Raw genomic sequence first — 25,952 nt, forward strand, 5'->3', positions numbered from 1 at the left:
TCGGATGGGGCGCCCGACCGAACTTCGCCCCCTGAAGGGATATTGAGATGAGCTTCCGGACCTATTGTCTCGACAGCGCGCGATTGCTTGAGGAGACGGCGAACCATGTCTCCGACGCAACTGTCGAGGCGGCGATCGAGGCGACTGCCGGAGCGCTTCGGGCGAACAGGGCTCTGCTCGTCTGCGGCAATGGCGGTTCGGCCTCCGATGCCATGCACATCACGGGCGAGCTCGTCGGGCGCTTCCTGAAGGAGCGCCGCGCGCTCAAGGCGATCTGTCTGAGTTCCAATCCGGCGGTTCTGACGGCCTGGGCGAATGATTACAGCTACGACACGGTTTTCTCGCGTCAGGTAGAGGCCTTCGGCGAACCGGGCGGCGTTCTGCTCGGTCTTTCGACATCGGGAAATTCGGTCAATGTCGTCAAGGCGTTCGAAGAGGCGAAGAAGATCGGCATGACGACCATCGCCATGACCGGGCGCGGCGGCGGCAAGCTGGCGGCGCTTTCCGACATTCTGCTCGACGTGCCGTCGCATTCGACGCCAGCCATTCAGCAGGCGCATATCTGTCTTTACCATTATCTCTGCGAGATGGTGGAAGCGCGCTGCCTCGCCTGAAAGCCGCCTTCAATAGGCGGGGCGGTATATGTCTTTCGCCACCCAGAGATTGTGGTAATTGTTCCCCGTCGAGATGCCGAGTTCGGCAATCGTTCCTGGTACGGTCTTTCTCTTGATGGCAATCGTCTGGCCGAAAGACGTCATGCAGTGATATTTCGGTTCGCCGGGGCGCGTCGGCTCGCGCCACATGGCGCGACCCATGATCAGCTCCTCAGCCTCGCATGTCAGCGCGATCGCCTTGCCGAAAAGCGTCGGTCCTGTCGGGCAGAGCGATGACGGGCCGTAATATTGGCTGCGCACATTCGCGCAGACGAGTTCGATAGCCTTGGCGAGCGCCTTGTGCCGGGGCGGTGCCGCAAAGATTCCGTTGCTCGTATCCCAGGGTGTCGAGGACATGAAGTCGCGGAAGATCGCGAGCCTTTTGCCGTCGAAGTTCACGGGCTTCTGAAAGAAGAAGGACAGATCGGCGTAAACGCCGCCGTATTCGTGAAGAATGCAGTAGCGTGCGAGGTCGGCCTTGTAGGCGTAGGGCTTCAGGCTGTCGAAGGCGGTGAGCACCTCGGAGCCGTAGCGCGATTGCAGGAAGGCGCGCGCGGATTCCCCGTCGAAGAAATGGTGGTCAAGTCCGCGGTGCTGCTCCCTGAACGACGCAATGTTGGCCTGCACGAGTTCGGGCAGGGGGTGGTTTCCCCGGTCGTCAGCGGTGATGAGGATATTCGCAAGGATCACGATATCTGCCTGCTCCTGCCCGCATTCTGCTGAAGGCGGTCCATTCTTGCCCATCGACCGGTGCCGGAACAGAGGGGGAGGCCAAAAATCCTTCCGCCCAAGGGTATGAAGGGCCGTCACAAAAGGATATTTTCCGCCACAACATCCCTGAATTCAGAGGCCGAATAGTGTCATCCCTCTCGTCCAGTGCCGACAGATCCTCCGCTCGCGTAGCCCTTGTCACGGGTATCACAGGCCAGGATGGCGCCTATCTCGCACGCCTTCTTCTCGACAAGGGCTATGTCGTCCATGGCGTGAAGCGGCGCTCGTCGTCCTTCAACACGGGGCGTATCGACGATCTCTATCAGGATCCGCATATCGAAAGCGCGCGCCTCTTCCTCCATTATGGCGATCTGACGGATTCGTCCAATCTCATTCGCATCGTGCAGGAGACGAAGCCCGACGAGATCTACAATCTCGCCGCCCAAAGTCATGTTCAGGTGAGCTTCGAGACGCCGGAATACACGGCCAATTCGGATGCGCTGGGAACGCTGCGCCTGCTTGAGGCGATCCGCATTCTCGGCATGGAAAGATCGACGCGCTTCTATCAGGCGTCAACATCCGAACTTTACGGCCTCGTACAACAATCGCCCCAGAATGAGCGTACGCCCTTCTATCCGCGTTCGCCTTATGCCGCCGCCAAGCTTTACGCCTACTGGATCACGGTGAATTACCGCGAGGCCTATGACATGCATGCCTCGAACGGAATCCTCTTCAATCATGAAGGGCCAACGCGCGGCGAGACCTTCGTCACGCGAAAGATCACGCGTGCCGTTGCGGCCATTGAGCTTGGCCTTCAGGAAACGCTCTATCTCGGCAATCTCGATGCGCGTCGCGATTGGGGCCATGCGCGCGACTATGTTGAGGGCATGTGGCGTATTCTGCAGCAGGACGTGCCTGACGATTATGTGCTGGCCACGGGCGAAACCCATTCGGTGCGCGAGTTCGTGGAACTCGCCTTCGCCGAAACGGGCCGCAAGATCGTCTGGAAGGGCGAGGGTGTGGACGAGGTGGGCATCGATATGGATAGCGGCAAGACGCTGGTCCGGGTCGACCCGCGCTATTTCCGCCCGACCGAGGTCGATGTGCTGATCGGCGATGCGCGCAAGGCGCATCAGAAGCTTGGCTGGTCGCACACCACGACCTTCGGCGAACTGGTTGCGGAGATGGTGACCTCAGATCTCAAGGTCGTGGCGGACGAGGAAAGCCGGAAAGCGCGGCATGACTGAGCAGACGAGCTACCAGCTCGAGGGCAAGAAGGTTTTTGTCGCCGGCCATCGTGGCATGGTCGGCTCGGCCCTCCTGCGTCGGCTCGGCGGCGAATCCTGTGAAGTGCTGACGGTTGGGCGTGAGAGAGTCGATCTGCGGCGTCAGGCAGAAGTCGAAGACTGGATGGCTGCGGAAAAGCCGCAGGCGGTTTTTCTCTCGGCGGCGACGGTTGGGGGAATTCTGGCCAACGACGCACGGCCGGCCGAATTCATCTATGACAACATGATGATCGAGGCGAACATCATCCACGCAGCCTGGCGTATTGGTGTCGAGAAGCTGCTTTTTCTCGGTTCATCCTGCATCTATCCAAAGCTCGCGCCGCAGCCTCTGCGGGAAGACGCATTGCTGACAGGACCTCTCGAACCGACGAACCAATGGTATGCGGTGGCGAAGATTGCGGGCATCAAATTGTGCCAGGCCTATCGCCGTCAGTATGGATGCGATTTCATCTCGGCCATGCCCGCCAATCTTTACGGCGTCGGCGACAATTTCGATCTCGAATCCTCTCACGTCGTACCGGCGCTGATCGCGAAGATGCATGCCGCGAAGCTGGCGCATGCGCCATCCGTCGTCATCTGGGGCACGGGCGCGCCGCGGCGCGAGTTTCTTAGTGTCGAAGACTGCGCGGACGCGCTCGTCTTCCTCATGAAGAACTATTCCGGCGAAGACCAGGTGAATGTGGGCTCGGGCACGGATATGACGATCCGGGAACTCGCGGAGCTCATCAGGCGCGTTGTCGGATTCGAAGGAGAAATACTGACCGATCCGACGAGGCCCGACGGAACGCCGAAAAAGCTGCTCGATGTCTCGCGGCTCGAAGGCTGGGGCTGGCGCCCGGGCGTTTCGCTGGAACGCGGCATTTCAGATGTCTATCGCTGGTATTGCCAGACGCAGGGAGGCGCCGATGTCTGAGCCTCTGCGTCGGCCGCCGGTCGCCATGATTACCGGGATCACGGGTCAGGATGGCGGGTACCTCGCCGAACTGCTGCTGCGGCAAGGCTATGTCGTGCATGGCCTCGGCCGCGATCCGGAGAAACTGAGAGACAGTCGCCTGACGGAACTCGTCGGGACCAATCCCAACCTCGTCCTGCACGTCTGCGACATGGCGCAGGGCGGACGGCTTCATGAGCTTGTGGAGATGATTGCGCCCGATGAGATCTACAATCTCGCCGCACAAAGTCATGTCCAGAAGAGCTTCGAGGAGCCGGACTACACGATCGACGTCAACGCGACGGGGACGGTCCGTCTGCTGAAAGCAATCGTCAAGCTCGGCATGGAGCGCAGAACGCGCTTCTTCCAGGCTTCAAGCTCGGAGATGTTCGGCCACGCGACGGGCGGAATGCAGAACGAGGAGACGCCGTTTCATCCGCTGAATCCATATGCGGTCGCCAAGCATGCCGCCTTCGAGGCGACGATCAATTTTCGCGAGGCCTATGGGCTTCACGCATCGAACGGCATTTTGTTCAACCATGAAAGCCCGTACCGTGGCGCGGCCTTCGTGACGCGAAAGATTTCTCAGGCGGTCGCGGCGATCCATCTCGGTAGCGAGGAATGTCTGAAGCTCGGCAATCTCGACACCCGGCGCGATTGGGGCCATGCGCGCGATTATGTCGAGGGCATGCGGCTCATGCTGCAGCAGCCCGTGCCGGGAGATTATGTGCTGGCGACCGGCGTCAATCGGTCCGTACGCGAATTCGTGGAGACCGCCTTCCGTCAGGTTGGGCGCGTGATCGAATGGCGTGGCAGCGGTATTGAGGAAGAAGGCTTCGACGCAGCCAGCGGCCGTCGCCTCATCGCCATCGATCCGATGTTCTTCCGCCCGACCGATGTGAACGCGACGCTCGGCGATGCAGGCAAGGCCCGGAGGCTTTTCGGTTGGACGTCTGGAACCAGCTTCGAGCAACTCGTGCGTGAGATGGTGGAGGCAGATATTCGCCGTCTCGAAGCAGCGCCCCGCACCGCGGCGTTGCGTCCGGCATAGAACGGCAAGATTGCGCCTGCTCGAGCGGCTGACGGGCCTTTCACGTCTTATGCTTCGGGGGCGGACTTTGCTCCTATTCGGAGCAACTCCCTGAGGCGGCGCCGCGCAGAACGTGGGATCGTCCAACGGCGTGCGGCCGATTGGCAATCAGGCAATCGGCGCTTGCGTTTGGCTATGGTAAATGCACCAATTCACCATAGGGGGCGATCCCCGAAGGGTGTTTTCAGCGGGCTTGCGATTGTTGCGCCTGAAAGCGGTGGGGGCATGAGGGAACAGGGTACCGGATGGGCCGTCGGGCGTGCGTCGTGGGCGGAACGTGAAGTCCTGAGCGCCGCGGCCGTCGGTCATGCGTCGTTGAATGCGGTGCGGACCGCCAGCCGCTCCTCACGCCCCTTCATTCGCTCCAAGCGCGTGATTGCCGACAGCGTTGCGGCCTTCGACTTCCTCGTGGTGGTCGTCACCTGCGTCATGGCCAAATGGGCTTACGTCGATCGGTTTCTCCGTAGCGAGCAGGATATCGGCACCTATCTGGCGGCCGGGCTGATCGGCGCCTCGATCTCGTTCCTGTCGCTCAGAAACCAGAACCTCTACATTTTTGACACTCTGGTCAGCATGAGAGGGACGGTGAGGCGCATCGTGCTCGGCTTGGCGATTGCAGCCGTCAGCCTCATCAGCGCTGCCTATGTATTCAAGATTTCCGCGCATTTTTCTCGCGGCTGGTTCATCATCTGGTTCGCGCTCTCGGCGGCGCTGCTCCTCTCGGTTCATCTGGTGGTTTCCGCCTTGCTGCGGCGCTGGACGCGGGCCGGATATTTCGCGCGCCGTATCGCCATCTATGGCGGGGGCGAGATAGCCGGGCGACTGATTGAGCGGCTGAACTTCGGAAGCGATGGGCCTCGCCTGATCGGCGTGTTCGACGACCAGCCGTCCGCCGGCCCCCGGCCTGTTGCCATATCCGGCGGACTTTCAGACCTCATCAGCCTCGGCCAGGCCGAGCGCATCGACGAGGTGGTGATCGCGGTTCCGCTTGCGCAAGACCGCCGGATCGGCCGTCTTGTCGAAGAGCTTGCCATACTTCCGGCCGATATTCGTCTCTGCCCGGACATGACGGCCTTCAGCACACGGCCGACGGGGGTCGTCCACTACGACGGCGTGCCGGTTCTCGAAGTCGTTCGACGTCCGCTCGACAATTGGGGGCCGGTGATCAAGGTGATCGAAGACCGAATTCTCGCCGCGCTCCTGCTTGCCGCGGTATCGCCGGTCCTGCTTCTCATCGCGATGGCCATCCGCCTTGAAAGCGAGGGGCCTGTTCTCTTCCGTCAGCGCCGTCACGGCTTCAATCATCAGGTCTTTACGGTGCTGAAATTCCGCACCATGCGAGTGGCCGAAGATGGTCCGGTGGTGCGGCAGGCTCAGCCGAATGACTCGCGCGTGACGCGCGTGGGAAGGTTCTTGCGCCGCACGAGCCTCGATGAACTCCCGCAGCTCATCAACGTGCTCAGGGGGGAGATGTCGCTCGTCGGGCCGAGGCCCCATGCTCTGGCGCATAACGAGCATTTTTCGACCCTGGTCGAGCATTATGCGCGCCGGCACAAGATGCGGCCGGGAATGACCGGCTGGGCGCAGGTCAATGGGTGCCGCGGCGAAACCGACACGCAGGAAAAGATGCGCCGAAGGGTGGAGCTCGATCTTTACTATATCGAGAATTGGTCCCTCTGGTTCGACATCAGGATTCTGGCGCTGACCCCGTTTCTTGGGCTATTCCACAGGAACGCCTATTGAATAATTGTGGGGCCAAGCGCCCGGTTGATCCGGAGTCGGTGGAATGAGCGTACTGGTAACGGGCGGCGCCGGATATATCGGCAGCCACGCGGTGATCGATCTGTCGGCGGCAGGCGAAGAGGTCATCGTTCTCGACGACCTGTCGACAGGCTTCGACTGGGCCGTGCAGGTGCCTGACAATCTCTATATCGGCGACATTGCGGATGGAGCCCTCGTCGGACGCATCATTGCAGAGCGCAATGTCGAGGCGGTCGTTCATTTTGCCGGTTCGGTTGTGGTTCCCGAATCCGTCGCCGATCCTCTCAAATATTATCTGAACAACACGGCCAAATCGCGCAGCCTCATCGAGATATGCGTGAAGGGTGGCGTCAGACATTTCATCTTTTCGTCGACCGCCGCCGTTTACGGCATGACTGGCGAAGCCGCCGTCAGCGAGGACATGCCGCTCAATCCGATGTCGCCCTATGGCGCCTCCAAGCTGATGACGGAATGGATGCTGCGCGACACTGCCGCCGCGCACGATCTCACCTATGTCGCTCTGCGCTATTTCAATGTCGCGGGCGGCGACCCGCAGGGCCGCATCGGCCAGTCGACGGCCAATGCGACGCATCTCATCAAGGTTGCCTGCCAGACGGCGCTGGGGCAGCGGCCCTATATCGAGGTCTTCGGCGAGGACTATCCGACGAAAGACGGAACCTGCATACGGGATTACATTCATGTGAGCGATCTCGCCGCGGCCCACACCTCCGCCCTGACCTATCTCCGAAACGGCGGCGCGAGCCTTGTCGCTAATTGCGGCTACGGCCACGGCTTTTCGGTGCGTGAGGTCCTGCGCTCGGTCGAGCGGGCGGCGGGGCGTGAAATCGAGATTCGTCGGGCGCCGAGGCGACCGGGCGACCCGGCATCCGTCGTTTCAAATCCGGCGCGCCTCAAGGCGACGCTTGGCTGGGCGCCCAACTACGACGATCTCGACACGATCGTCAGCCACGCTCTTGCCTGGGAAATGAAATTGAGGGAGCGAAACCGCTAGACGGTTCGCCTGGCGCGTTTCGCTCCCGTCAGTCTGCGACGTCAGAAGTTGGCGATAAAGGTCAGCCGGACTTCGTTGTCGTGATAGTCGCGCGTGTCGTCGTTCGACCGGTTCATCTGGTAGGTGTAGTCGAGCTTCACGTCCGACTGGAACATCAGCGCGTCCTTGACCACGAGCGAGAGGCCCGGCTCAAGATGATTGTCGGTCCGGGTATCGCCGCCAACCAGGTGCTCCGAATAGTACCGCTGCCAGCCGGTCAGGGTCGGGCCCACGACGATGCTGTCCGCGACGGGGACGTAATAGGCGATTTCCGCACCCCATTCACGGTAGCGGCCGGGCTGGATTTCTTCCTGCGAGACGTCCGTTACGGAACCGTCGATGCCGCTCCACTTCAACCATGGGCCGATCGAGATCACGTCGCTTTCGGTCAGAATCGCGGGCACTGCAACGCGGCCCCGCACTTCGGCGTAATAGCCACTGTCCGGCGTGAAATAAGAGCCGAAGCTGCGGGCGCCGCCGCGAATACGCAGTGATTCGTAAGCGCCTGCGAAGCTGCCCTCGAATGTCGCGGTGAGATTGGCTTCGCGATAGTAGAGCTTGTTCGAGAGGTTGGTCGCCGCCACGCCCACAGCCGTATGCACCGAAAGGCCGGGCGTCAGGTCGAAGACCGGACCGGTCCCGACGCTGATGTGCTCATAATTCAGGTCGCTGTGATTGTTGATGTAATCGAAGCCGATTGAGCCAAGAGTGCGCCAGCCGAATGTGCCGGCGGAACGCTCGTCGCGGACGGCCAGATTCGCGAACACGCTCGGCGCGCTCTCCGCGTTGTTTGAAACATTGTCCGGGTTGGATTCCCAGGCCGTCCCGACCTCGAGCTTGAACTCGGTCGACGAGGGCTGGAGGACACGGCGCAGCCGCTGCAGCCCGAGACGCGCTTCCGCATTGTTCGGATCGTTGAGGAGGATGCGTTCATAGGCGGCCAGCGCGAGGCGCGGCTTGCCCTTCTGCTCCGCCACCTTTGCGTATTGCAGGTTCTTTGCGGCGTCGGTCGGATTGCTCAGAACAAGTTCGTAAGCTGACGAGAGCTCGTCCGAATGTGCGGCGGTGAAGGCGCCGCTGGTCAGCGCCACAACGCAAGCCGAAGCCAGAAAAAGCCGATTAAACACGATTTTGCCCCACCTTCGATGTCGGTTGCATTCCTCTAATGGTTTTTGTGCGGAAAATATACCGAAAAAAGTGCCTCCATTTTGTGCGACGCCGATTGCAGGGCGGGCATGTCGCTTTTATGAATGGTACGGCATGGCAAACTGACAAATTTTGTGATCGTGCCGGGTAAAGACGACTTGTCATAACGGGGGTGCCGGTGAAATAGTGGCGCCGTCCTCGCGATGCGTCGGCATTGGGCCAATATCGAGGATGTGATCGCGCAAGCGCAGGCAGACAGGGGCGGGCGGCAAGTCCGGCTACAGATGAAATTCATGAATGGGGCACTTCTTGCGGCGGGGCTGATGGTGCAGGTGCTGGCGGTTCCTGCCCATGCCGACGCGCGAATTGGCGTCGCGGCGGCCGTCGCCACGAAGGCGGAATCGATCATCGGCGGTGAGACGCGTGCGCTTGTCGCCGGAAGTGCGCTTGTCGCCAATGAAACGGTCCGCACGGGGCCGTCCGATACGGCGCAGCTGCTCTTCCTCGATCAGACCAGTCTCAGCGTTGGTCCCAAATCGGAAGTGACGCTCGACAAGTTCGTCTATGACCCGAATCGCAGCAAGGGCGATGTCGTGCTTCAGGCGACCAAAGGCGCATTCCGCTTCGTCTCCGGCACACAGGACCCGCATAGCTATGCCCTCAAGACGCCTGTCGCTTCGATCGGTGTGCGCGGCACGATCATCGACTTTCTCGTGCAGGGCGACCAGCTGGTCGTGATCCTTGTCGAAGGCTGGTCGGAGATCACCTTGCCGGGCGGCCAGATCGTCAGGCTGACGACGCCGGGCACGGCCATCAAGATTTCCAAGGACGGCACGGTTCAGGGACCGAAGACCTGGGACGGCACCTATCGCAACATCGTGCAGGCGGCTTCATTCCCGCTCTATGGCCACCGCTTCTCCAGCGAGAGGCCGGATTTTGACGGCGGCGACAGCAGCCATGTCGACCTGACGGAAGAAGCGATCACCCATACGATTGAGCTATACGATCCAAACCCTTGCGAATATGAATGCGGCTGCGGCGACGGCCCCTACTACGGCGACGAGTGAGCGCTTAGGGAACAAATCTGACGCACTGACGCGCGGACCTTTGCCAGGTGCAGAGGTCCGCGCCGTCGTATCAGGCCCCGCCGTTCTTCTCCGCCAGCCGCGTGCTCCAGCTTTGAGCGACGGCAATGCCAAGCATGAAGGCGTAGAGAACGGCCACGGCAGGAATCTGCAGGCTGAAGTCGACAAGCGCATGCAGGCCCACGAGCATGGTCGCCGCGACGCCGATGCCCGGAATGGTCCAGTCGCGTTTACGCATCCGCAAGCCGCGCAGGGCAAGGCCCGCCAGTAACAGGATCGACAGGTTCAACGCAACAGCCGCGGGAATGCCCAGCTCCAGCGCATTCTCGAGATAGGTATTGTGCGCCTTGTCCCAGACGGGTTCGATCCCCTCTGTCTTTGGCTGATAGGCGGGAATGACGTCGCCAAATGTTCCGAAGCCGCTGCCGGTCCATGGCGCGCTTTCGATCGCGTCGAGCGTCAGCCGATAGATGTCCTCGCGGTCGCCCAGCTCGGCGCCCTTCGCATGGTAACGGTCGACCACCATGCCGCCGCCTGCGCCGAAGATGATGGCGAAAAAGGCCGTTCCGAGCGCAAGGGTCGGGAGGGCGGCGCGGCGCGAGACCTTTCCGCGCATATGGGCCAGCGCAAGGACAAACAGGCCGGCAAGGCTCGAAAGGAACCCGCCTCTCGATCCCGTGAGCAGAAGCGCCAGTGTCAGCACAAGCACGGCCCCCGCGAGCCATGCGCCGGCGCCGGAGGTCATGCCTTCAAACACGAGAACCGTCTTCTGCCGCCAGGTGCGCTTCGCGCTCAACGCGGGCTCGATGCGCTTGAGGAAAAGTGAAAAGCCCGCGAGCAGGCAGAGGCCGGTAAAGGTCGCAAAGGAGTTGCGATTGACGAAGGTGCTCGAAAGCGCGTCCTGATAGGCCCATTTGCGATAGAGAAGAATCCATTCATTGCCGGCCATCCAGACGACGAGGCCGTAAAGGGCATAGATCGTTCCAACGGCGGTTACGACGGCGAGCGAAAAATAGGCGCGCTCCGCCTTGGCGCCAAGCTGCAGCGAAAGCCAGAAGACGGCGCCATAGGAGAGAAGATGCATGAGCCCGGTCAGCGTGGCTTCGGGGTTCACTGAAAGCCGGCCCGGCAATGGCGTGCCGAGCGCCGAGCTTGCGACGCCCCAGATGGGATCGGTCCAGGGGCCGGGCATCCACTGCAGGCCGATCCAGACGCAGGTGCCGAGATAGAGTGCGAGCGGCGCCGCAATCTTCGATGGTTTGACTGCGATGGCTGCGCCGCGCCAGATCGCGACGGACCAGCCGATCAGCAGCAGCCCTGCGCCCAGGGCAAGGAGAGCGGCAGGCAGCGGTCTGTTGCTTGCGAGCGGCAGGGGCGCCAGCGCGACAAGGGCGAGCAGGCCGCCATCGACCCGGGACAGCCTCGCGCTGGTTGCTTCCGCTTTCAAATTGAAGCCTCGCCCATCGGTCGAAAATGTCGGCCGGGTGGCCGGGCCGATGGGCGGAAGTTTACATGAAAGGCGGCGGCGGTCATGTGTCTCCGCCGCCTTCGCCTGTTACCGCTTGAGAAGTTGTTCGGCAATCGGACGGAATTTCGGAGCAATGTCCGGACGGTCGAGCGAGAGGACCAGATTGGCCGTCAGATAACCGACCTTGTCGCCGCAGTCATAGGTCGTGCCGGTGAAGCGATGGGCAAAGAAGTCCTGCTCCGCGCAGAGCGCGATCATGCTGTCGGTGAGCTGGATTTCGCCGCCTGCGCCGGGCTTCTGCGCGGCAAGCTTTTCAAAAATTTCCGGCTGGAGGATATAGCGCCCGGATATGATGAGATCGGAGGGCGCTTCCTCGATTTTCGGCTTTTCCACCATGCCCGTGATGCGATGCGTGGCGGGGCCGAAGCTCTCGCCGAGGGCCACGACACCATAGCGGTTCACATGCTCGTGCGGCACTTCCTCGACCGCGACGATGTTGCCGCCATGCTTCTCATAGACATCGACCATCTGCGCGAAGCAGCCAGGCTTGCCGTGGATCAGCATGTCCGGCAGCGCAAGTGCGAACGGCTCGTTGCCGACGACATCGCGCGCGCACCAGACGGCATGGCCGAGGCCGAGCGGTTCCTGCTGGCGCACGAAGCTCGCGGCGCCTGCGATCGGGCGGCTCGCCTTCAGCATTTCGAATTCGGCGGTTTTACCGCGCGCCTTCAGCGTCGCTTCCAGCTCATAGGCGATGTCGAAGTGATCTTCGATCGTGCCCTTGCCGCGGCCGGTCACGAAGACGAAATGCTCGATCCCGGCCTCGATGGCTTCTTCCACCGCGTATTGAATGACGGGCTTGTCGACGACCGTGAGCATCTCCTTGGGGATGGCCTTGGTCGCGGGTAAGAAGCGCGTGCCGAGTCCGGCGACGGGGAAAACGACCTTCCTGAGTTTCTTGGGCGCCATGCTGATGCCGTTCCTTTCGCGCGCGCTGTTCTTCATGTCGGAGGCAGCCGAAGCGTACCGCCGACCGCCGATGTTTCGCATAAATGCGGCCCGCCTCGCAAGGAATCGGCGGAGGAGCAGCATTGTCCATGCGCGGCACCCGGTTGGCGAGAGGTCAACCGCTCCCGATTTGTCCATCCGGGATGATGCCCGAGGCCTCGGGGCTGTTAAACTGGCAAAAAGCCGCTACCGGGCCACCCCGCCTCGCGGCCCGGGCCGGGGGTGCTCCAGGCCGTGGGACCCTCGGTCCTGTCGTGCGACTCCGGAGGATGTGCTAGGTTCCGGCGCCAAGAAACGAGGTCGATGTGACGATATATCCGGTCATCCTGTCGGGCGGCGTGGGGTCAAGGCTCTGGCCGACCAGCCGCGCGCTTTATCCCAAGCAGCTCCTGCCGCTGGTTTCCGAGCGGGCCATGCTGCTGGAAACGGCGCTGCGTGTGACCGATCCGGACCTGTTCGCCCCGGCCGTCATCGTTTCCAATGAGGAACACCGCTTCATCATCGCCCAGCAGATGCGCGATGCGGGGCTCACGCCGCTCGCCCACCTGCTCGAACCGCAGGGACGCAACACGGCGCCCGCCGCCGCCGCCGCCGCTGCCTATGTTCAGACCCACGATCCGAAGGGCATTCTCCTTCTCCTTCCCGCAGATCATCACATCCGCGACGTCGCCGCATTTCACGAGGCCCTGAAACGGGGGGCGGAGCTTGCGCGCGAGGGCAAGCTCGTCACATTCGGCATCGTGCCGTCGGCGCCGGAAACCGGCTATGGCTACATCAAGCGTGGCGCCGCGCTGGGCGGTGGCGCCTTTACCGTCGAGCGCTTTGTCGAAAAGCCGGATATCGAGAAGGCGAAGGCCTATCTCGAACAGGGCGGCTTCGACTGGAACGCAGGCATCTTCATGTTCCGCGCCGATCGCATCCTCGACGAGATGCGCGTTCACTGCCCTGCCATCGCCTCGCTTGCGACCGAGGCCGTACACAAGGGAACGCGCGACCTCGATTTCGTCCGGCTCCAGCCGGAGGCCTTCAACGCCTGCCCGTCGGATTCCATCGACTATGCGGTCATGGAACATACGCAAGACGCCGTGGTGGTGCCGGTCGAAATGGGCTGGAGCGACATCGGCAGCTGGTCGGCGCTCTGGGAGATCGGCGACAAGGACAAGGACGGCAATGTGCTGTCGGGTGACGTTCTGGCGCTCGATACGCGCAACTGTTACGTCCGCGCCGAAACGGGTCTCGTCGCGACGCTCGGAATCGAGAATCTGATCGTCGTGGAGACGGGTGACGTTCTCTTCATTGCGTCGAAGGATCGCGTTCAGGACGTGAAGAAGATCGTCGAACGCATCGCCGCCGAAGGACGCACCGAGCATCAGGCGCATAATCGCGTCTACCGGCCCTGGGGCTTCTATGAGGCGCTGGATTCCGGCGAGCGCCATCAGGTGAAGCATCTGATGGTCCATCCCGGTGCGGCGCTATCGTTGCAGATGCATCATCATCGTGCGGAGCATTGGGTCGTCGTCAGCGGCGAAGCGCGGGTTACGGTCGGCGAGGAGATCAGGATTCTGCGCGAGAATGAGTCGACCTATATCCCCGTGGGCGTGAAGCACCGCCTGGAAAATCCGGGTGACGAACCCTTGAGTATCATTGAAGTGCAGTCGGGCGATTATCTGGGCGAGGACGACATCGTGCGTTACGACGATGTCTATGGGCGCAGCTCCAAGGCCTCGGCTGCGGAATAGGGCGACCGGGTCGAGCATGACGGGAAAACAGAATCTGGCGGGCAAGGTCGAGTCGCTTGAGGGAACGAAAATCCTCTGCGTCGGCGATGTCATGCTTGATCGCTATGTCTATGGCGATGTGGAGCGCATCTCACCGGAAGCGCCGATCCCCGTTCTTCGCGTGAAGGACGAGCGCTCGATGCTTGGCGGTGCGGGCAATGTCGCGCGAAACCTCGCGGCGCTCGGCGCTCATGTCACCTTTGCCTCCGTCGTCGGCGCCGACGAGGTGGGGCAGGAAATCAAGCGGATGCTTGGCGACGTGCCGCATCTTCAGGCGAGTCTCGTCATGGAGCCTCTGCGGCGCTCGACGATGAAGACGCGCTTCGTTGCCATGGGGCAGCAGGTCCTGCGCGCGGATCATGAAACGAGTTCCGCGCTCGCTCATGGGGCGCAGGAAGTGCTGATTCAGCGGGTGCGCGGCCTCGTTTCAGGTGTGCAGGTTGTCGTGCTGTCGGATTACGGCAAGGGCGTTCTGACGCCTGAGGTCTGCCGCGCGGTCATAGATGCGGCGCGAGACGCGGGCATTCCCGCAGTCGTGGACCCCAAGGGGCGCGACTACAGCCTTTATCGCGGCGCGAGCGTGGTGACGCCCAACCGCAAGGAGCTTGCGGAGGCGACGGGCGAGAACGCGAGCGGCGATGAGACCATCGTGGCGCTGGCCCGCAAGGTGATCGGCGAGGCGGGTATCGACGCCATGATCGTGACCCGAAGCCAGGAAGGCATGAGCGTCGTGACGGCGGCGGGCGACGTCACGCATCTGCCGGCGGAGGCGCGCGAAGTCTTCGACGTGTCCGGCGCGGGAGACACGGTGATTTCGACACTGGCTGCGGCTCTTGCGGGCGGGCTTTCTCTTGTCGAGGCGGCGAGCCTCGCCAATACGGCCGCGGGCATCGTCGTCGGCAAGGTCGGCACGGCCGTGGTCTATCAGGACGAACTTGTCGCCAAGCTGCGCGAGAACGAACTTTCCACGATCGAGAGCAAGGTTGCGACCCAACAGACGGCGCAGGACATTGCCGCCTCCTGGCGCGCCAGAGGGCTCACGGTCGGTTTCACCAATGGCTGCTTCGATCTTCTGCACCCGGGCCATGTGGCGCTGCTCGCACAGTCGCGCGCGCTGTGCGACCGGCTGATCGTCGGGCTCAACAGCGACGCGTCCGTGTCCCGGCTCAAGGGCCCGGCGCGGCCGATCCAGCCCGATATTGCGCGGGCAACGGTTCTCGCCTCCCTTGCGAGCGTCGATCTCGTGGTGATCTTCGAGGAAGATACGCCGGAAAATCTGATCCGCAGCCTGCGCCCCGATGTTCTCATCAAGGGCGGGGACTACACGGTCGAAACGATTGTCGGTGCCGATTTCGTGCAGGCGCATGGCGGCAAGGTCGTTGTCATCGACCTCGTTCCGGGGTTCAGCACCACGAAGACGGTCGAGAAACTCAGCGGATGACGGCGGCCTTCGGGCCCCAGGCTTCCGGCGCATCTGCGGAGCGCATGGTCGGCTCCCAGGCGATAAGGTCGAATTGCGCGACCCCTTCCGTGATGAAAGGATCGGCCGCGGCGAGAGCTTGCGCCTCCTCGACGGTTTCCGCCTTGATGATGATGACGCCACCGATGCGCGGCTCCTGGCGGCCCGCCATCAGGAAATGGCCGGAGGCGAAACCTCGCTTCAACCAGTCGCGATGGGGCTCGAGAAGCGCGTCGATCTCTTCGATGGGGCGGACATATTTCAGGATGTCGAGAAAGAGCATGTGATTCTCCGGGGAAGATCGTCCTTCCTAGCCTATCGGCGCATTTCGCGCAGCAGGCTTGCGGCTTTGCGAAAATCCGGCAAGCTTGAGCATACCCGGGTGGGGGCTTGGGGAGGAGATGCGCGTGGCCGTCCATAGCGAAGCCAAGATCGGCGTCTGCTACTATCCGGAGCATTGGCCCGAGGACATGTGGGCCGAGGATGCGCGGCGCATGCACAAGGCCGGCATCCGACGGGTCCGTATCGGCGAATTTGCCTGGAGCCGTCTGGAGCCCGAGTTCGGACGTTCCGATTTCGGCTGGCTCGCCCGTGCCATCGACACGCTTCATGCCGAAGACCTCGGCGTCATTCTCGGCACGCCGACCGCAACACCGCCCAAATGGCTGGTGGATCGCATGCCGGACATGCTCGCCATCGATCGCCATGGCAGGCCGCGCGGCTTCGGCTCGCGCAGGCATTACTGTTTTTCCCATGCGGGCTACCGGCGCGAATGCGCGCGCATCGTGACCGCGCTGGGCGCCGCCTTCGGGCAGCATCCGGGCGTCGTCGCCTGGCAGACCGACAATGAATATGGCTGTCACGACACGGTGCGCTCTTATTCCGAATCCGCGATGCTCGGCTTTCGCCACTGGCTGAAGGAGCGCTATGGCACCGTCGCCGCGCTCAATGAAGCATGGGGCAATGTGTTCTGGAGCATGGAGTATCGGAACTTCGAAGAGATCGACCTGCCCGTCGGCGCGGTGACTGAAACAAACCCCGCGCATCGCGCCGACTTCGACCGCTATTCTTCCGATCAGGTGCGCGAGTTCAATCGCGTGCAGACGCAAATTCTCCGCACGCTCTCGCCGGGGCGCGACATCGTCCACAATTTCATGACCTTCCATTACGACTTCGATCACTACGATGTGATGGAAGATCTGGACGTTGCGACTTGGGATTCCTATCCGCTTGGAAGCCTTGACGTCTTTCCCGCCGATCCCGCGCACAAGGCGCAATTCGCGCGGACCGGCGATCCCGACATGCAGGCTTTTCATCACGATCTTTATCGTGGCGCGGGGCGGGGCCGTTTCGGCGTCATGGAGCAGCAGCCGGGGCCGGTGAACTGGGCCGACTACAATCCCGATCCGGTGCCGGGCCTCGCCCGACTCTGGGGCATGGAGGCCATCGCGCATGGCGCGGAACTCATTTCGTGGTTTCGCTGGCGTCAGGCGCCCTTCGCGCAGGAACAGTTTCACGCCGGCCTTCTCCTGCCGAACAGCGAGACCGACCGCGCCTATGGCGAAGTGCAGCAGCTTGCCCGCGATCTGGTGAAGCTCGGCGATCTCGGCGCCGTCGCGCCTACAAAAATTGCCATCGTCAATTCCTACGAGGCGCGATGGTTTCTCTCCATCCAGCCGCAGGGAAAGAACTTCTCCTATATCGAGCAGATCTTTTCGGTCTATCGGGCCTTGCGGATGATGGGCTTCGACATCGATATCGTCGGCCCGAACGCGAATCTTTCCGGCTATGCGATGGTCATTCTGCCTTCCATGCCCTATGTGCCGCCGCGCCTCGTGGCCGCGCTCGAAGGCTTCGAAGGGCAGTTGCTCGTCATGCCGCGCGCGGGCAGCCGCACGGTGTCGCATCGCACGCCGGCGAATCTCGCGCCGGGGCCGCTTGCCGGACTTCTCGGCATCAAGGTCACGCGCGCAGAAAGCTTCCGCCCTCATTCCGCCATCAAGCTCGTATTCGATGGCGAGCATTGTGCCTTCGACCGCTGGCGCGAGTTCGTGACCGCGACCGAGGCGGAAATCGTGGCGCGGACCGACGACGGCCGTCCGGCGCTGACCCGCAAGGGCAATGCCTGGTATGCGGCCGGATGGCCGGACGAAAAATTGCTCCCGCTGATTCTGCGCCGTGTTGCAGGCAAGGCGGGCCTCTCGACGGAAAGCCTCGCGGCTGGTCTGCGTACCCGCCGTCGCGGGCCTTATCGCTTCCTTTTCAATTATGGGCCCGGGCCTGCGGATATTTCGGGTGTCGCGCGTAGCGAACTCATCATCGGCGAACATGTGTTGCCCGTGGGCGGTGTTGCCGTTTGGCATGACGGTTCGGGAAATTGACGAAGCGCCGCGCAGCGTTCTGCATTCCTCCGGGCCTCATGCTAACCTCGCCGAAATTCGCGCAGGAGCCTTCGATACCGATGTCCCTTACTCTTCGTTCGCCGCGTTTCGGCCTCCGCTTCGGCAGCCTGATCGTTCTGGGAGGACTCGTTCTCGCAGGTTGCGCGGATGCGCGTACGCATGTCCGCGTGCCCGAAACACGTATGCCCGTGTCGCCGCCCGTCAACGCCAATAGCGAGCGCTTCGCGGACTGGCTCACGGCTTTCCGCCTCGACGCCATCAAGGCGGGCATTACGCCGGCGACTTTCGACCGCTCAATGCGCGGTGTGACGCCTGATCCGGATGTGATGGAGGCCGACCAGAACCAGCCGGAATTCGTGAAGCCTGTGTGGGAATATCTGCGCGGTGCGCTGTCTGAGAAGCGCGTGGCGCGGGGCAGGGCGCTGCTCGCTGAAAACAGCGCCCTCTTCGACCGCCTCGAAAAGGCCTATGGCGTCGACCGGCATTTCGTCGCCGCGATATGGGGGCTCGAGTCGAATTTCGGCGATCACATGGGCACGCAGAGCGTCGTGCGCTCGCTGGCGACGCTGGGCTTCGAAGGCCGCCGCCCGGATTTCGGTCGGAACCAGCTCATCGCCGCGCTGCAGATCGTGCAGGCGGGCGACATTCAGCCGGAGGAAATGGTCGGCTCATGGGCGGGCGCCATGGGACAGACGCAGTTCATTCCCACGACCTATCTCGCCCATGCGATCGACTTCGATGGCGATGGACGGCGCGACATCTGGCATTCGACCGCCGACACATTGGCCTCGACCGCGCATTACCTGCAGGTCTCGAACTGGCAGACCGGCGGAAATTGGGGCTTCGAGGTCGCGATGCCGAAGCATTTCGACTATGCGCTGGCCGACATGTCGCTGACCAAGACTGTCGCCGAGTGGAAGAAGCTCGGGCTGAAGCGCGCCGATGGCCGCGCCTTCCCGGCGACGGACACGGAGGAGAAGGCGTCGCTGCTGCTGCCCGCCGGATACAAGGGGCCGGCCTTCCTTGTGATGAACAATTTCCGTTCGATCCTCGTCTACAACGCCTCGACCTCCTACGCGCTGGCGGTTTCGCTGCTGGCGGATCGTTTTGTCGGACGGGGCGAGATCAAGGGCGAATGGCCCTATGACGAGCGGCCGCTCAGCCGTTCCGAGCGCGAGGAGCTGCAGGCACTTCTGACGGCCAAGGGCTTCGACCATGGCAAGCCCGACGGCATCATCGGTTTCAACACGCGCAAGGCGATCCGCGCCTATCAGCAATCGGTCGGCCTGCCGCCGGATGGATATCCGACGGCATCGCTGCTTGAGCGGATGAGGACGAACTGACGCAGTTGCCTTCATCGCTCTAATGCGATTTAATCCCATCAACTTGATATAGTTTATGGGTAGATCATGGCATATGCAGTTGGCGTAAGGGATCGGGTCGAGGCTCGGGAAGGTGAGGGCACCGCTTTCGTGAAGCCGGTTTCGGCTTCCGCGGGGGCTGAGATCGGGGGGATCGATCTGTCTCGCCCCTTGTCGGAGGCCGATCGCCTGACCATCCGGCAAGCGATTCTCGACTATGGCGTGGTCTTTTTCCGCGATCAGAATCTGACGCCGGAACAGCACATCGCCTTTGCCGAGCGCTTCGGGCCGATCAACATCAACCGCTTCTTTGCCCATGTGCCCGGCTATCCGCAGATCGCGGAAGTGCGCAAGGAGCCCGAGCAGAAGATCAATGTGGGCGGCGGTTGGCACACGGATCACAGCTATGACCAGATCCCGGCCCTCGGGTCCGTTCTCGTCGCGCGCGAATTGCCCGAACTGGGCGGCGACACGATCTTCGCCAATCTGGCGCTCGCCTATGACGCGCTTTCCGACGGTCTCAAGCGCACCCTCGAAGGGCTGAACGCCGTGCATTCAAGCCGCCATGTCTTCGGATATCAGGCGGCGGCCAAGGCGCCGGACAAGGTTGCCGACCTCAAGAACCGCATCGGAAATCCCGACGCCGCGACGCAGGATGCGATCCATCCGGTGGTGCTGAGGCACCCGGAATCGGGCAAGAAGATTCTTTACGTGAACCCCGGGTTCACGGTGAATTTCGAGGGCTGGACGGCGGAGGAGAGCGCTTCTCTGCTCGCCTATCTCTACAAACATGCGACGAGGCCGGAGTTTTCCTATCGCTTTCAGTGGCAGGAAGGTTCCATCGCCTTCTGGGACAACCGCTCGACCTGGCATGCCGCGGTCAACGACTATCACGGCCGGCGCCGCGTGATGCACCGCATCACCATCGAGGGAACGCCCCTCGTTTAAAATCGCGTGAGCGAAGGGCCGGCGCTGCTATAGTGCCGGCCCATGAACCTGCGCCAGATTCGATATTTCATCGCTGCCGCCGAGACGGAGTCCGTCTCCCGCGCCGCGCAGGAACTCGGCATATCCCAATCGGCCATCACCTCCGCGATCCAGGCGCTCGAATACGAGACCGGGGCGAGCCTCTTCGTGCGCCATGCCAAGGGCGTGCGCCTGACACATGAGGGCCACCAGCTCGTGCTTCATGCGCGGCGCATCATGGCGGCAGTCGCCGATGCCCGCCGTGCGGTCAGCGTCCGGCCGGAAGCCATGTCGGGCGATCTCAATGTCGGCGTCACCCATATGGTATCCGGCTACTACCTCGCCGATCTGCTCGCGCGGTTCCGCCGCGTCTTTCCGCAGGTCGATGTCCGCGTGGTGGAGGACGAGCGCACCTATCTCGAACATCTCCTCGTCAATGGCGAGCTCGATGTCGGGTTGCTGCTGGTGTCGAACCTCCAGGACCGGCAGGCGCTCGAATCCGAAGTGCTGATCCGTTCGCCCTGGCGCATCTGGCTGCCTGCTGGCCATGCGCTTCTCTCGCAGCATGTGCTGACACTTGCCGACCTCACTGCCGAGCCGCTCATCATGCTTTCGGTCGACGAGTTGATCGAAACCACGACCGCCTATTGGCGAGAGGAAGGGTTGTCGCCCAACATCGTCCTCAAGACGGCTTCGGTGGAGGCTGTACGCAGCCTCGTCGGCATGGGCGTCGGCCTCGCGACCCTGCCCGACATGGCCTATCGCCCCTGGTCGCTCGAAGGCGACAGGCTGGAGGCGCGGGAACTCGCGAACCCCATTCCCACCGTCGATGTCGGTCTCGCCTGGCGGCGCGGCGCGCCCTTGCGGCCGACCGCGAGCCAATTCCTCGACATGTGCCGCGAATACAGCCCGCCCAATACGCGCCGCCGCCTCCCCGGCACCGACCGCTCAGGTATCTGATTTTCAGAACGGGCGATACGGATTTTCCGATTTTCAATTCCCATATTGCTGCCCTAACATTTTTGTAGTGCCGAGACGAGTGTCCGCTCGATCTTGGCGGGATCTGTTAAGGCTCTGATTTTGAAGGGACTTCCTTCGAAATCGCCGATTTTAAACCTGCAAAGCCGGGTTGGCGGCCAAAGCCGTCGCGACAGGGGAGGGCAGCTACCATGCAGACCAAGCTTTTCATCAATGGCCAGTTCGTCGTTGGCGCGGGCGCCGAGGAAGAGATCCTCAATCCTGCGACCGGTGCGCTGATCGCCAAGATTCCCTCCGCCTCCAAGGAGCAGATCGACCAGGCGGTGGCCGCCGCGACCCGCGCCTTCAAGACCTGGGGGCGGACAACGCCCGCCGAGCGCTCCGGCATGCTGCTGAAACTCGCGGACCGGATCGAGGCCGAGGCGGAAGCCTTCGCGAAGCTCGAGAGCCTCAATTGCGGCAAGCCCTATCCGCGCGTTCTGGAAGATGAAATACCGGCCATCGCCGATTGCTTCCGCTTCTTCGCGGGCGCGGCGCGCTGCATGTCGGGAAGCGCGGCGGGCGAGTATCTCGCGGGCTATACGAGCATGATCCGCCGCGATCCGGTGGGCGTCGTCGCCTCGATCGCGCCGTGGAACTATCCGCTGATGATGGTCGCCTGGAAGATCGCCCCGGCGCTCGCCGCTGGCAACGTCGTGGTGTTGAAGCCTTCCGAGCAGACGCCGCTGACCGCGCTGAAGCTCGCTGAACTCATGGCCGATATCTTCCCGGCCGGTGTCTGGAACCTTGTGCTCGGTCGTGGCGAGAATGTCGGCGCGCCGCTCGTTTCGCATCCGGGCGTTCACATGACCTCGCTCACCGGCGACATCGCGACGGGCCGCAAGGTGCTCGAAGCCGCGACCGGTACATTGAAGCGCACCCATCTCGAACTCGGCGGCAAGGCGCCCGTCATCGTTTTCGACGACGCCGACATTGCCTCGGTCGTCGAGGGCGTACGCACTTTCGGCTATTACAATGCCGGTCAGGATTGCACGGCGGCCTGCCGCATCTATGCCGGGGCCAAGGTTTACGACAAGCTCGCCGCCGATCTTGCCAGCGCCGTTTCGACCATCAAGCTCGGCACGCCCGAGGTCGAGGGCGTCGAGCTTGGGCCGCTCATCAGCGAGCGCCAGCGCGCCCGTGTTTCGAGCTTCGTCGAGCGCGCCCGGGCGCAGAGCCATGTCGAAATCCTCACCGGCGGAAAGCCCGGCGCGGGCAACGGCTTCTTCTACGAGCCGACTGTCGTTGCCGGCGCCTTGCAGGAAGATGAGATCGTGCAGCGCGAGGTCTTTGGTCCGGTCGTTTCGATCACACGCTTCACGGAAGTCGAACAGGCCGTCGACTGGGCGAACGACAGCCAGTACGGCCTCGCTTCGTCGGTCTGGACGCAGGATATTTCAAAGGCCATGCAGACCGCTGCGCGGCTTCAATATGGCTGTACATGGATCAACACGCATTTCATGCTGGTCAGCGAAATGCCGCATGGCGGCATGAAGTCGTCGGGCTATGGCAAGGATCTCTCCGCCTACGCGCTCGAAGACTATTCGGTCGCTCGCCATGTGATGGTGAAGCTTTGATCCGTACTGCAACGGGAGAGGTATGCCGTTGAACGGGATCGTGCCGCAGCAAGCTGTAACGGAAGAGGCTGGCTCCGCCGAGGAGCCGGTGATCGTCCGGCTTTCGGCTGTAAAGAAAAAGTATCGTGATGTTGTCGCCGTCGAGCATGTCGATCTCGAAGTGCGGCGCGGCGAATTCTACACCTTGCTCGGGCCTTCGGGCTCCGGCAAGACGACGACGCTGCGTCTCATCGCCGGTTTCGAAAAGCCCGATCAGGGACTCATCGAATTGAACGGCGCAGACGTCACCGGGCTTCCGCCTTATGATCGCGACATCAACACCGTCTTTCAGGACTACGCGCTTTTCCCGCATATGAGCGTTGCGGAAAATGTCGCCTACGGACTGCAAACAAAGGGCGTGCCCAAGGACGAATGCAGGGAGCGCGTGACCGAAGCGCTTCGCATGGTCCGGCTTCAGAATTTCGGTGAGCGCAAACCCGCCGAACTCTCCGGCGGCCAGCGCCAGCGCGTCGGCCTTGCCCGCGCGATCGTCAATCGCCCGAAAGTGCTGCTGCTCGACGAACCGCTCGGCGCGCTCGACCTCAAGCTGCGTCAGGAGATGCAGTCCGAGTTGAAGCGCATTCAGGCGGAGGTCAAGATCACCTTCCTCTATGTGACGCATGATCAGGAAGAGGCGCTGACCATGAGCGATCGCATCGCGATCTTCAATCATGGGCGCATCGTGCAGATCGGCACACCGACCGAGGTCTACGAGAAGCCGGCCGATGCCTTCATCGCGGGTTTCGTCGGCACGTCGAATATTCTTCACCGCCAGGGCAAGCGCTTCGTGCTCCGGCCGGAAAAGATTCGCATCGCGCCGCTTGGCCAGCTCTTCGACGAGGCCGGCCTTCACGTCGAGGAAGGGCGCATTCTCGAAGCGATCTATGTCGGCATGTTCACGCGCTATGTGGTTGCGCTGGCCGACGGCACGGAAGTGACCGCCGTGCGTCAGAATTTCGACCGTACTACAGCCCGCTTCCGTGACGCGGCGGGCACGACCGTTCAAGTGGCGTGGCGTCCGGACAATCTGTTCGAGCTTCAGTGAAATCGTTTCAGGAATGGAGGGCTGCAAGATGATGAAATTGACACGGACATTGGCCGCGGGCATCAGCCTCGGCACGGCGATCGCGTTTTCCGCCTCGGCATTCGCCGCGCCGGTAGCGCCGAACTATCCGCAGACCATCGGCAAGGGCGAGGGCGCTCTCAACATCGTCGCCTGGGAAGGCTACGCCGAAGACTCGTGGATCAAACCTTTCGAGAAGGAGACGGGCTGCATCGTCAACCGCAAGTATGCCGGTTCGTCCGACGAGATGGTCACGCTGATGCGCCAGGGCGGCGGCGGCGAATATGATCTCGTCTCGGCCTCCGGCGACGCGAGCCTTCGCCTCATCTATGGCGGCACCGTGCAGCCGATCGACGTCAAGCTCATTCCGGACTTCGAGAACTTCGTGCCGGACCTGAAGGCGCCGGCGCACAACACGGTGAACGGCATCCATTACGGCCTGTCCTATGAATGGGGCCCGAACGTCCTGCTCTACAACACCGACAAGATCGCTTCCGCGCCGACGAGCTGGAGCGCGATCTATGACGAGCAGTACAAGGGCAAGGTGACCGTTCCCGACAATCCGATCCAGATTGCCGACGCGGCGCTCTATCTCTCGGTGAAGGACCCGAGCCTCGGCATCAAAGATCCCTACGAGCTCACCGAGAAGCAGCTCGACGCCGTTGTCGTGCTTCTGAAGCAGCAGCGCACGCTGGTGAAGAAGTACTGGGCGCTCGCTTCGGATGAAATCGAGCTCTTCAAGAATGGCGACGTCGTCATCGGCGCGGCCTGGCCCTATCAGACGATCACGCTGAAGGCCGCGGGCGCGAAGGTGGCCGACACCCTTCCGGCCGAGGGTGCAACGGGCTGGGCGGATAGCTGGATGCTGTCGGCCAAGACGAAGCATCCGAACTGCGCCTACAAGTTCATGGCTTATGTCTCGACGCCCGCCGTGCAGGCGCAGCAGGCGCTCTACTTCGGCGAGACGCCGGCGAACCTGAAGGCCTGCGAGGAGATGGACAAGGCCGACAAGGGCTCCTGCGCCCGTTATCACCTCGACGAGGCGACGACGTATATCAAGAAGATCAAGTTCTGGAAGACTCCGCAGACGACCTGCAGCGACGGTTCCAAGACCTGCACGGACTACAGCGTCTGGCAGCGTAAGTGGCAAGAGGTCAAGGGTTGAACGACCGTCCACATACTGTGACTGTGCCTATGACGGGCCGCCTTTCGGCGGTGCTCTCCGGGGCGGCCCGTCGCCTTTCTGTAGCTTTGTGGCGGAAGCCCGGCCTCGGTGCCGGGCTTCTGCTCGCACCGCCGCTTGGCTGGTTTCTTCTGATCTACATCGCGGCGCTGGCGGCGCTGTTCATCTCGGCCTTCTGGACGACCGACAGCTTTACCGGCGAGATCGACCGCACATGGACGCTGTCGAACTTCCAGGCAATTCTCGGCAGCGAAACCTATCGGCTGATCGCCGTTCGAACGATATTCATGGCGGCGGCGGTGACCATTACCGATATCGTCCTCGCTTTTCCCTTCGCCTATTACATGGTGCGGCTTGCGAGCCAGCGGCAGCGCGTGGCGCTCTTCACGCTGGTGCTCGTTCCGCTCTGGTCGAGCTATCTCGCGCGCGTCTATGCGTGGCGTCTCATCTTCGCGCATGACGGCGTGATCAACTGGGTTCTGCACGGGCTTGGTTTTCAGAGCATTGAGATCGGCTATACCAACTGGGCGATGTGGGTCGTCTTTTCCTATATCTGGCTGCCCTTCGTGATCATGCCGATCTATGCGGCGCTGGAACGAATCCCCTATTCACTGTTCGAGGCCTCGCAGGATCTGGGCGCGAAGGCATGGCGCACCTTCTTCAAGGTGATCCTGCCGCTTTCCATGCCGGGTGTGGTTGCGGGCTCGATCTTCAGTTTCTCGCTGACGCTCGGCGACTACATCACGCCGGTTCTTGTCGGCGGACCCGGATCGGATTTCATCGGCAATGTCGTCTATGCGAATGTCGGCATCGCCAACAACGTGCCGTTCGCGGCCGCATATGCGTCGATTCCGCTCCTTGTCATGGGGCTTTATCTCATGGCTGCGCGGCGCAGCGGCGCATTCGACGTGATGTGA

The 25,952-nt window shown here is 62.3% G+C and carries 22 protein-coding genes; 17 read left to right on the forward strand and 5 right to left on the reverse strand.

Going from position 1 to position 25,952, the window contains the following annotated elements; translation table 11 throughout:
* Positions 1–47 precede the first annotated feature (47 nt).
* Entirely contained in the window at positions 48–614 is a 567-nt protein-coding gene (locus ABFC66_RS08760; RefSeq protein WP_346740568.1) for an SIS domain-containing protein, read from the forward strand.
* Positions 615–623: 9 nt separating this feature from the next.
* On the opposite strand, the gene ABFC66_RS08765 is transcribed toward ABFC66_RS08760, so the two are convergent.
* Positions 624–1,343: a glycosyltransferase gene (locus tag ABFC66_RS08765; protein WP_346740569.1), complete on the reverse strand. Its 720-nt coding sequence runs from the start codon at positions 1,341–1,343 to the stop codon at positions 624–626.
* Positions 1,344–1,510: 167 nt separating this feature from the next.
* On the opposite strand from ABFC66_RS08765, the gene gmd (ABFC66_RS08770) reads away from it, so the two are divergent.
* The 5 genes from gmd (ABFC66_RS08770) (at position 1,511) to galE (ending at position 7,444) form a co-directional block, all read left to right on the forward strand.
* Positions 1,511–2,611 (forward strand): GDP-mannose 4,6-dehydratase, encoded by a 1,101-nt coding sequence (gene gmd / locus ABFC66_RS08770; protein WP_346740570.1) that lies wholly within the window; start codon positions 1,511–1,513, stop codon positions 2,609–2,611.
* A complete protein-coding gene (locus tag ABFC66_RS08775; RefSeq protein WP_346740571.1) occupies positions 2,604–3,563 on the forward strand; it encodes a GDP-L-fucose synthase in 960 nt (319 codons plus the stop codon). The genes gmd (ABFC66_RS08770) and ABFC66_RS08775 overlap by 8 nt, the downstream gene beginning before the upstream one ends.
* Positions 3,556–4,632: a GDP-mannose 4,6-dehydratase gene (gene gmd / locus ABFC66_RS08780; RefSeq protein WP_346740572.1), complete on the forward strand. Its 1,077-nt coding sequence runs from the start codon at positions 3,556–3,558 to the stop codon at positions 4,630–4,632. The genes ABFC66_RS08775 and gmd (ABFC66_RS08780) overlap by 8 nt, the downstream gene beginning before the upstream one ends.
* Before the next feature lie 264 nt (positions 4,633–4,896).
* Complete coding sequence (locus tag ABFC66_RS08785; protein ID WP_346740573.1) at positions 4,897–6,414, forward strand: undecaprenyl-phosphate glucose phosphotransferase; 1,518 nt, start codon at positions 4,897–4,899, stop codon at positions 6,412–6,414.
* 43 nt (positions 6,415–6,457) lie between these two features.
* Entirely contained in the window at positions 6,458–7,444 is a 987-nt protein-coding gene (galE, locus tag ABFC66_RS08790; RefSeq protein WP_346740574.1) for a UDP-glucose 4-epimerase GalE, read from the forward strand.
* A 41-nt stretch (positions 7,445–7,485) separates the two neighbouring features.
* Here the strand turns inward: galE and ABFC66_RS08795 are convergent, their stop codons facing one another.
* The gene (locus ABFC66_RS08795) at positions 7,486–8,610 is read right to left on the reverse strand and encodes a hypothetical protein (protein WP_346740575.1); all 1,125 of its coding nucleotides are present in this window, start codon (positions 8,608–8,610) and stop codon (positions 7,486–7,488) included.
* Between the two features lie 312 nt (positions 8,611–8,922).
* Here ABFC66_RS08795 and ABFC66_RS08800 point away from each other — a divergent pair, with 312 nt between their 5' ends.
* Positions 8,923–9,696, forward strand: coding sequence for a FecR domain-containing protein (locus ABFC66_RS08800; RefSeq protein WP_346740576.1), 774 nt, complete (start codon positions 8,923–8,925; stop codon positions 9,694–9,696).
* Positions 9,697–9,766: 70 nt separating this feature from the next.
* Here the strand turns inward: ABFC66_RS08800 and ABFC66_RS08805 are convergent, their stop codons facing one another.
* Complete coding sequence (locus tag ABFC66_RS08805; RefSeq protein WP_346740577.1) at positions 9,767–11,161, reverse strand: O-antigen ligase family protein; 1,395 nt, start codon at positions 11,159–11,161, stop codon at positions 9,767–9,769.
* Between the two features lie 108 nt (positions 11,162–11,269).
* Positions 11,270–12,187 carry a UTP--glucose-1-phosphate uridylyltransferase GalU gene (gene galU, locus ABFC66_RS08810; RefSeq protein WP_346740578.1) on the reverse strand — a complete coding sequence of 306 codons (918 nt, stop codon included), beginning with the start codon at positions 12,185–12,187 and terminating at the stop codon, positions 11,270–11,272.
* A 308-nt stretch (positions 12,188–12,495) separates the two neighbouring features.
* On the opposite strand from galU, the gene ABFC66_RS08815 reads away from it, so the two are divergent.
* The gene (locus ABFC66_RS08815; RefSeq protein ID WP_346740579.1) at positions 12,496–13,929 is read left to right on the forward strand and encodes a mannose-1-phosphate guanylyltransferase/mannose-6-phosphate isomerase; all 1,434 of its coding nucleotides are present in this window, start codon (positions 12,496–12,498) and stop codon (positions 13,927–13,929) included.
* A 16-nt stretch (positions 13,930–13,945) separates the two neighbouring features.
* Positions 13,946–15,409 carry a D-glycero-beta-D-manno-heptose-7-phosphate kinase gene (gene rfaE1 / locus ABFC66_RS08820; RefSeq protein WP_346740580.1) on the forward strand — a complete coding sequence of 488 codons (1,464 nt, stop codon included), beginning with the start codon at positions 13,946–13,948 and terminating at the stop codon, positions 15,407–15,409.
* On the opposite strand, the gene ABFC66_RS08825 is transcribed toward rfaE1, so the two are convergent.
* Complete coding sequence (locus tag ABFC66_RS08825) at positions 15,399–15,710, reverse strand: YciI family protein (RefSeq protein WP_346740581.1); 312 nt, start codon at positions 15,708–15,710, stop codon at positions 15,399–15,401. The genes rfaE1 and ABFC66_RS08825 overlap by 11 nt on opposite strands.
* A 124-nt stretch (positions 15,711–15,834) precedes the next feature.
* Between ABFC66_RS08825 and ABFC66_RS08830 the strand changes: the two genes are divergently transcribed.
* From ABFC66_RS08830 to ABFC66_RS08865, 8 genes are all read left to right on the forward strand, one after another.
* A complete protein-coding gene (locus ABFC66_RS08830; protein WP_346740582.1) occupies positions 15,835–17,808 on the forward strand; it encodes a beta-galactosidase in 1,974 nt (657 codons plus the stop codon).
* An 80-nt stretch (positions 17,809–17,888) separates the two neighbouring features.
* The gene (locus ABFC66_RS08835) at positions 17,889–19,172 is read left to right on the forward strand and encodes a lytic murein transglycosylase (protein ID WP_346740583.1); all 1,284 of its coding nucleotides are present in this window, start codon (positions 17,889–17,891) and stop codon (positions 19,170–19,172) included.
* Between the two features lie 66 nt (positions 19,173–19,238).
* Entirely contained in the window at positions 19,239–20,138 is a 900-nt protein-coding gene (locus ABFC66_RS08840) for a TauD/TfdA family dioxygenase (protein ID WP_346740584.1), read from the forward strand.
* Between the two features lie 42 nt (positions 20,139–20,180).
* On the forward strand, positions 20,181–21,116 hold the full coding sequence (locus ABFC66_RS08845; protein ID WP_346740585.1) for a LysR family transcriptional regulator: 936 nt from the start codon (positions 20,181–20,183) through the stop codon (positions 21,114–21,116).
* A 209-nt stretch (positions 21,117–21,325) separates the two neighbouring features.
* A complete protein-coding gene (locus tag ABFC66_RS08850) occupies positions 21,326–22,750 on the forward strand; it encodes a gamma-aminobutyraldehyde dehydrogenase (RefSeq protein WP_346740586.1) in 1,425 nt (474 codons plus the stop codon).
* Between the two features lie 22 nt (positions 22,751–22,772).
* Complete coding sequence (locus ABFC66_RS08855; RefSeq protein ID WP_346740587.1) at positions 22,773–23,834, forward strand: ABC transporter ATP-binding protein; 1,062 nt, start codon at positions 22,773–22,775, stop codon at positions 23,832–23,834.
* 28 nt (positions 23,835–23,862) lie between these two features.
* Positions 23,863–25,017: an ABC transporter substrate-binding protein gene (locus tag ABFC66_RS08860; RefSeq protein ID WP_346740588.1), complete on the forward strand. Its 1,155-nt coding sequence runs from the start codon at positions 23,863–23,865 to the stop codon at positions 25,015–25,017.
* 29 nt (positions 25,018–25,046) lie between these two features.
* A complete protein-coding gene (locus ABFC66_RS08865) occupies positions 25,047–25,952 on the forward strand; it encodes an ABC transporter permease (RefSeq protein WP_346740589.1) in 906 nt (301 codons plus the stop codon).

The sequence above is a fragment of the Parvibaculum sp. genome (assembly GCF_039680535.1).
Lineage (GTDB): Bacteria > Pseudomonadota > Alphaproteobacteria > Parvibaculales > Parvibaculaceae > Parvibaculum.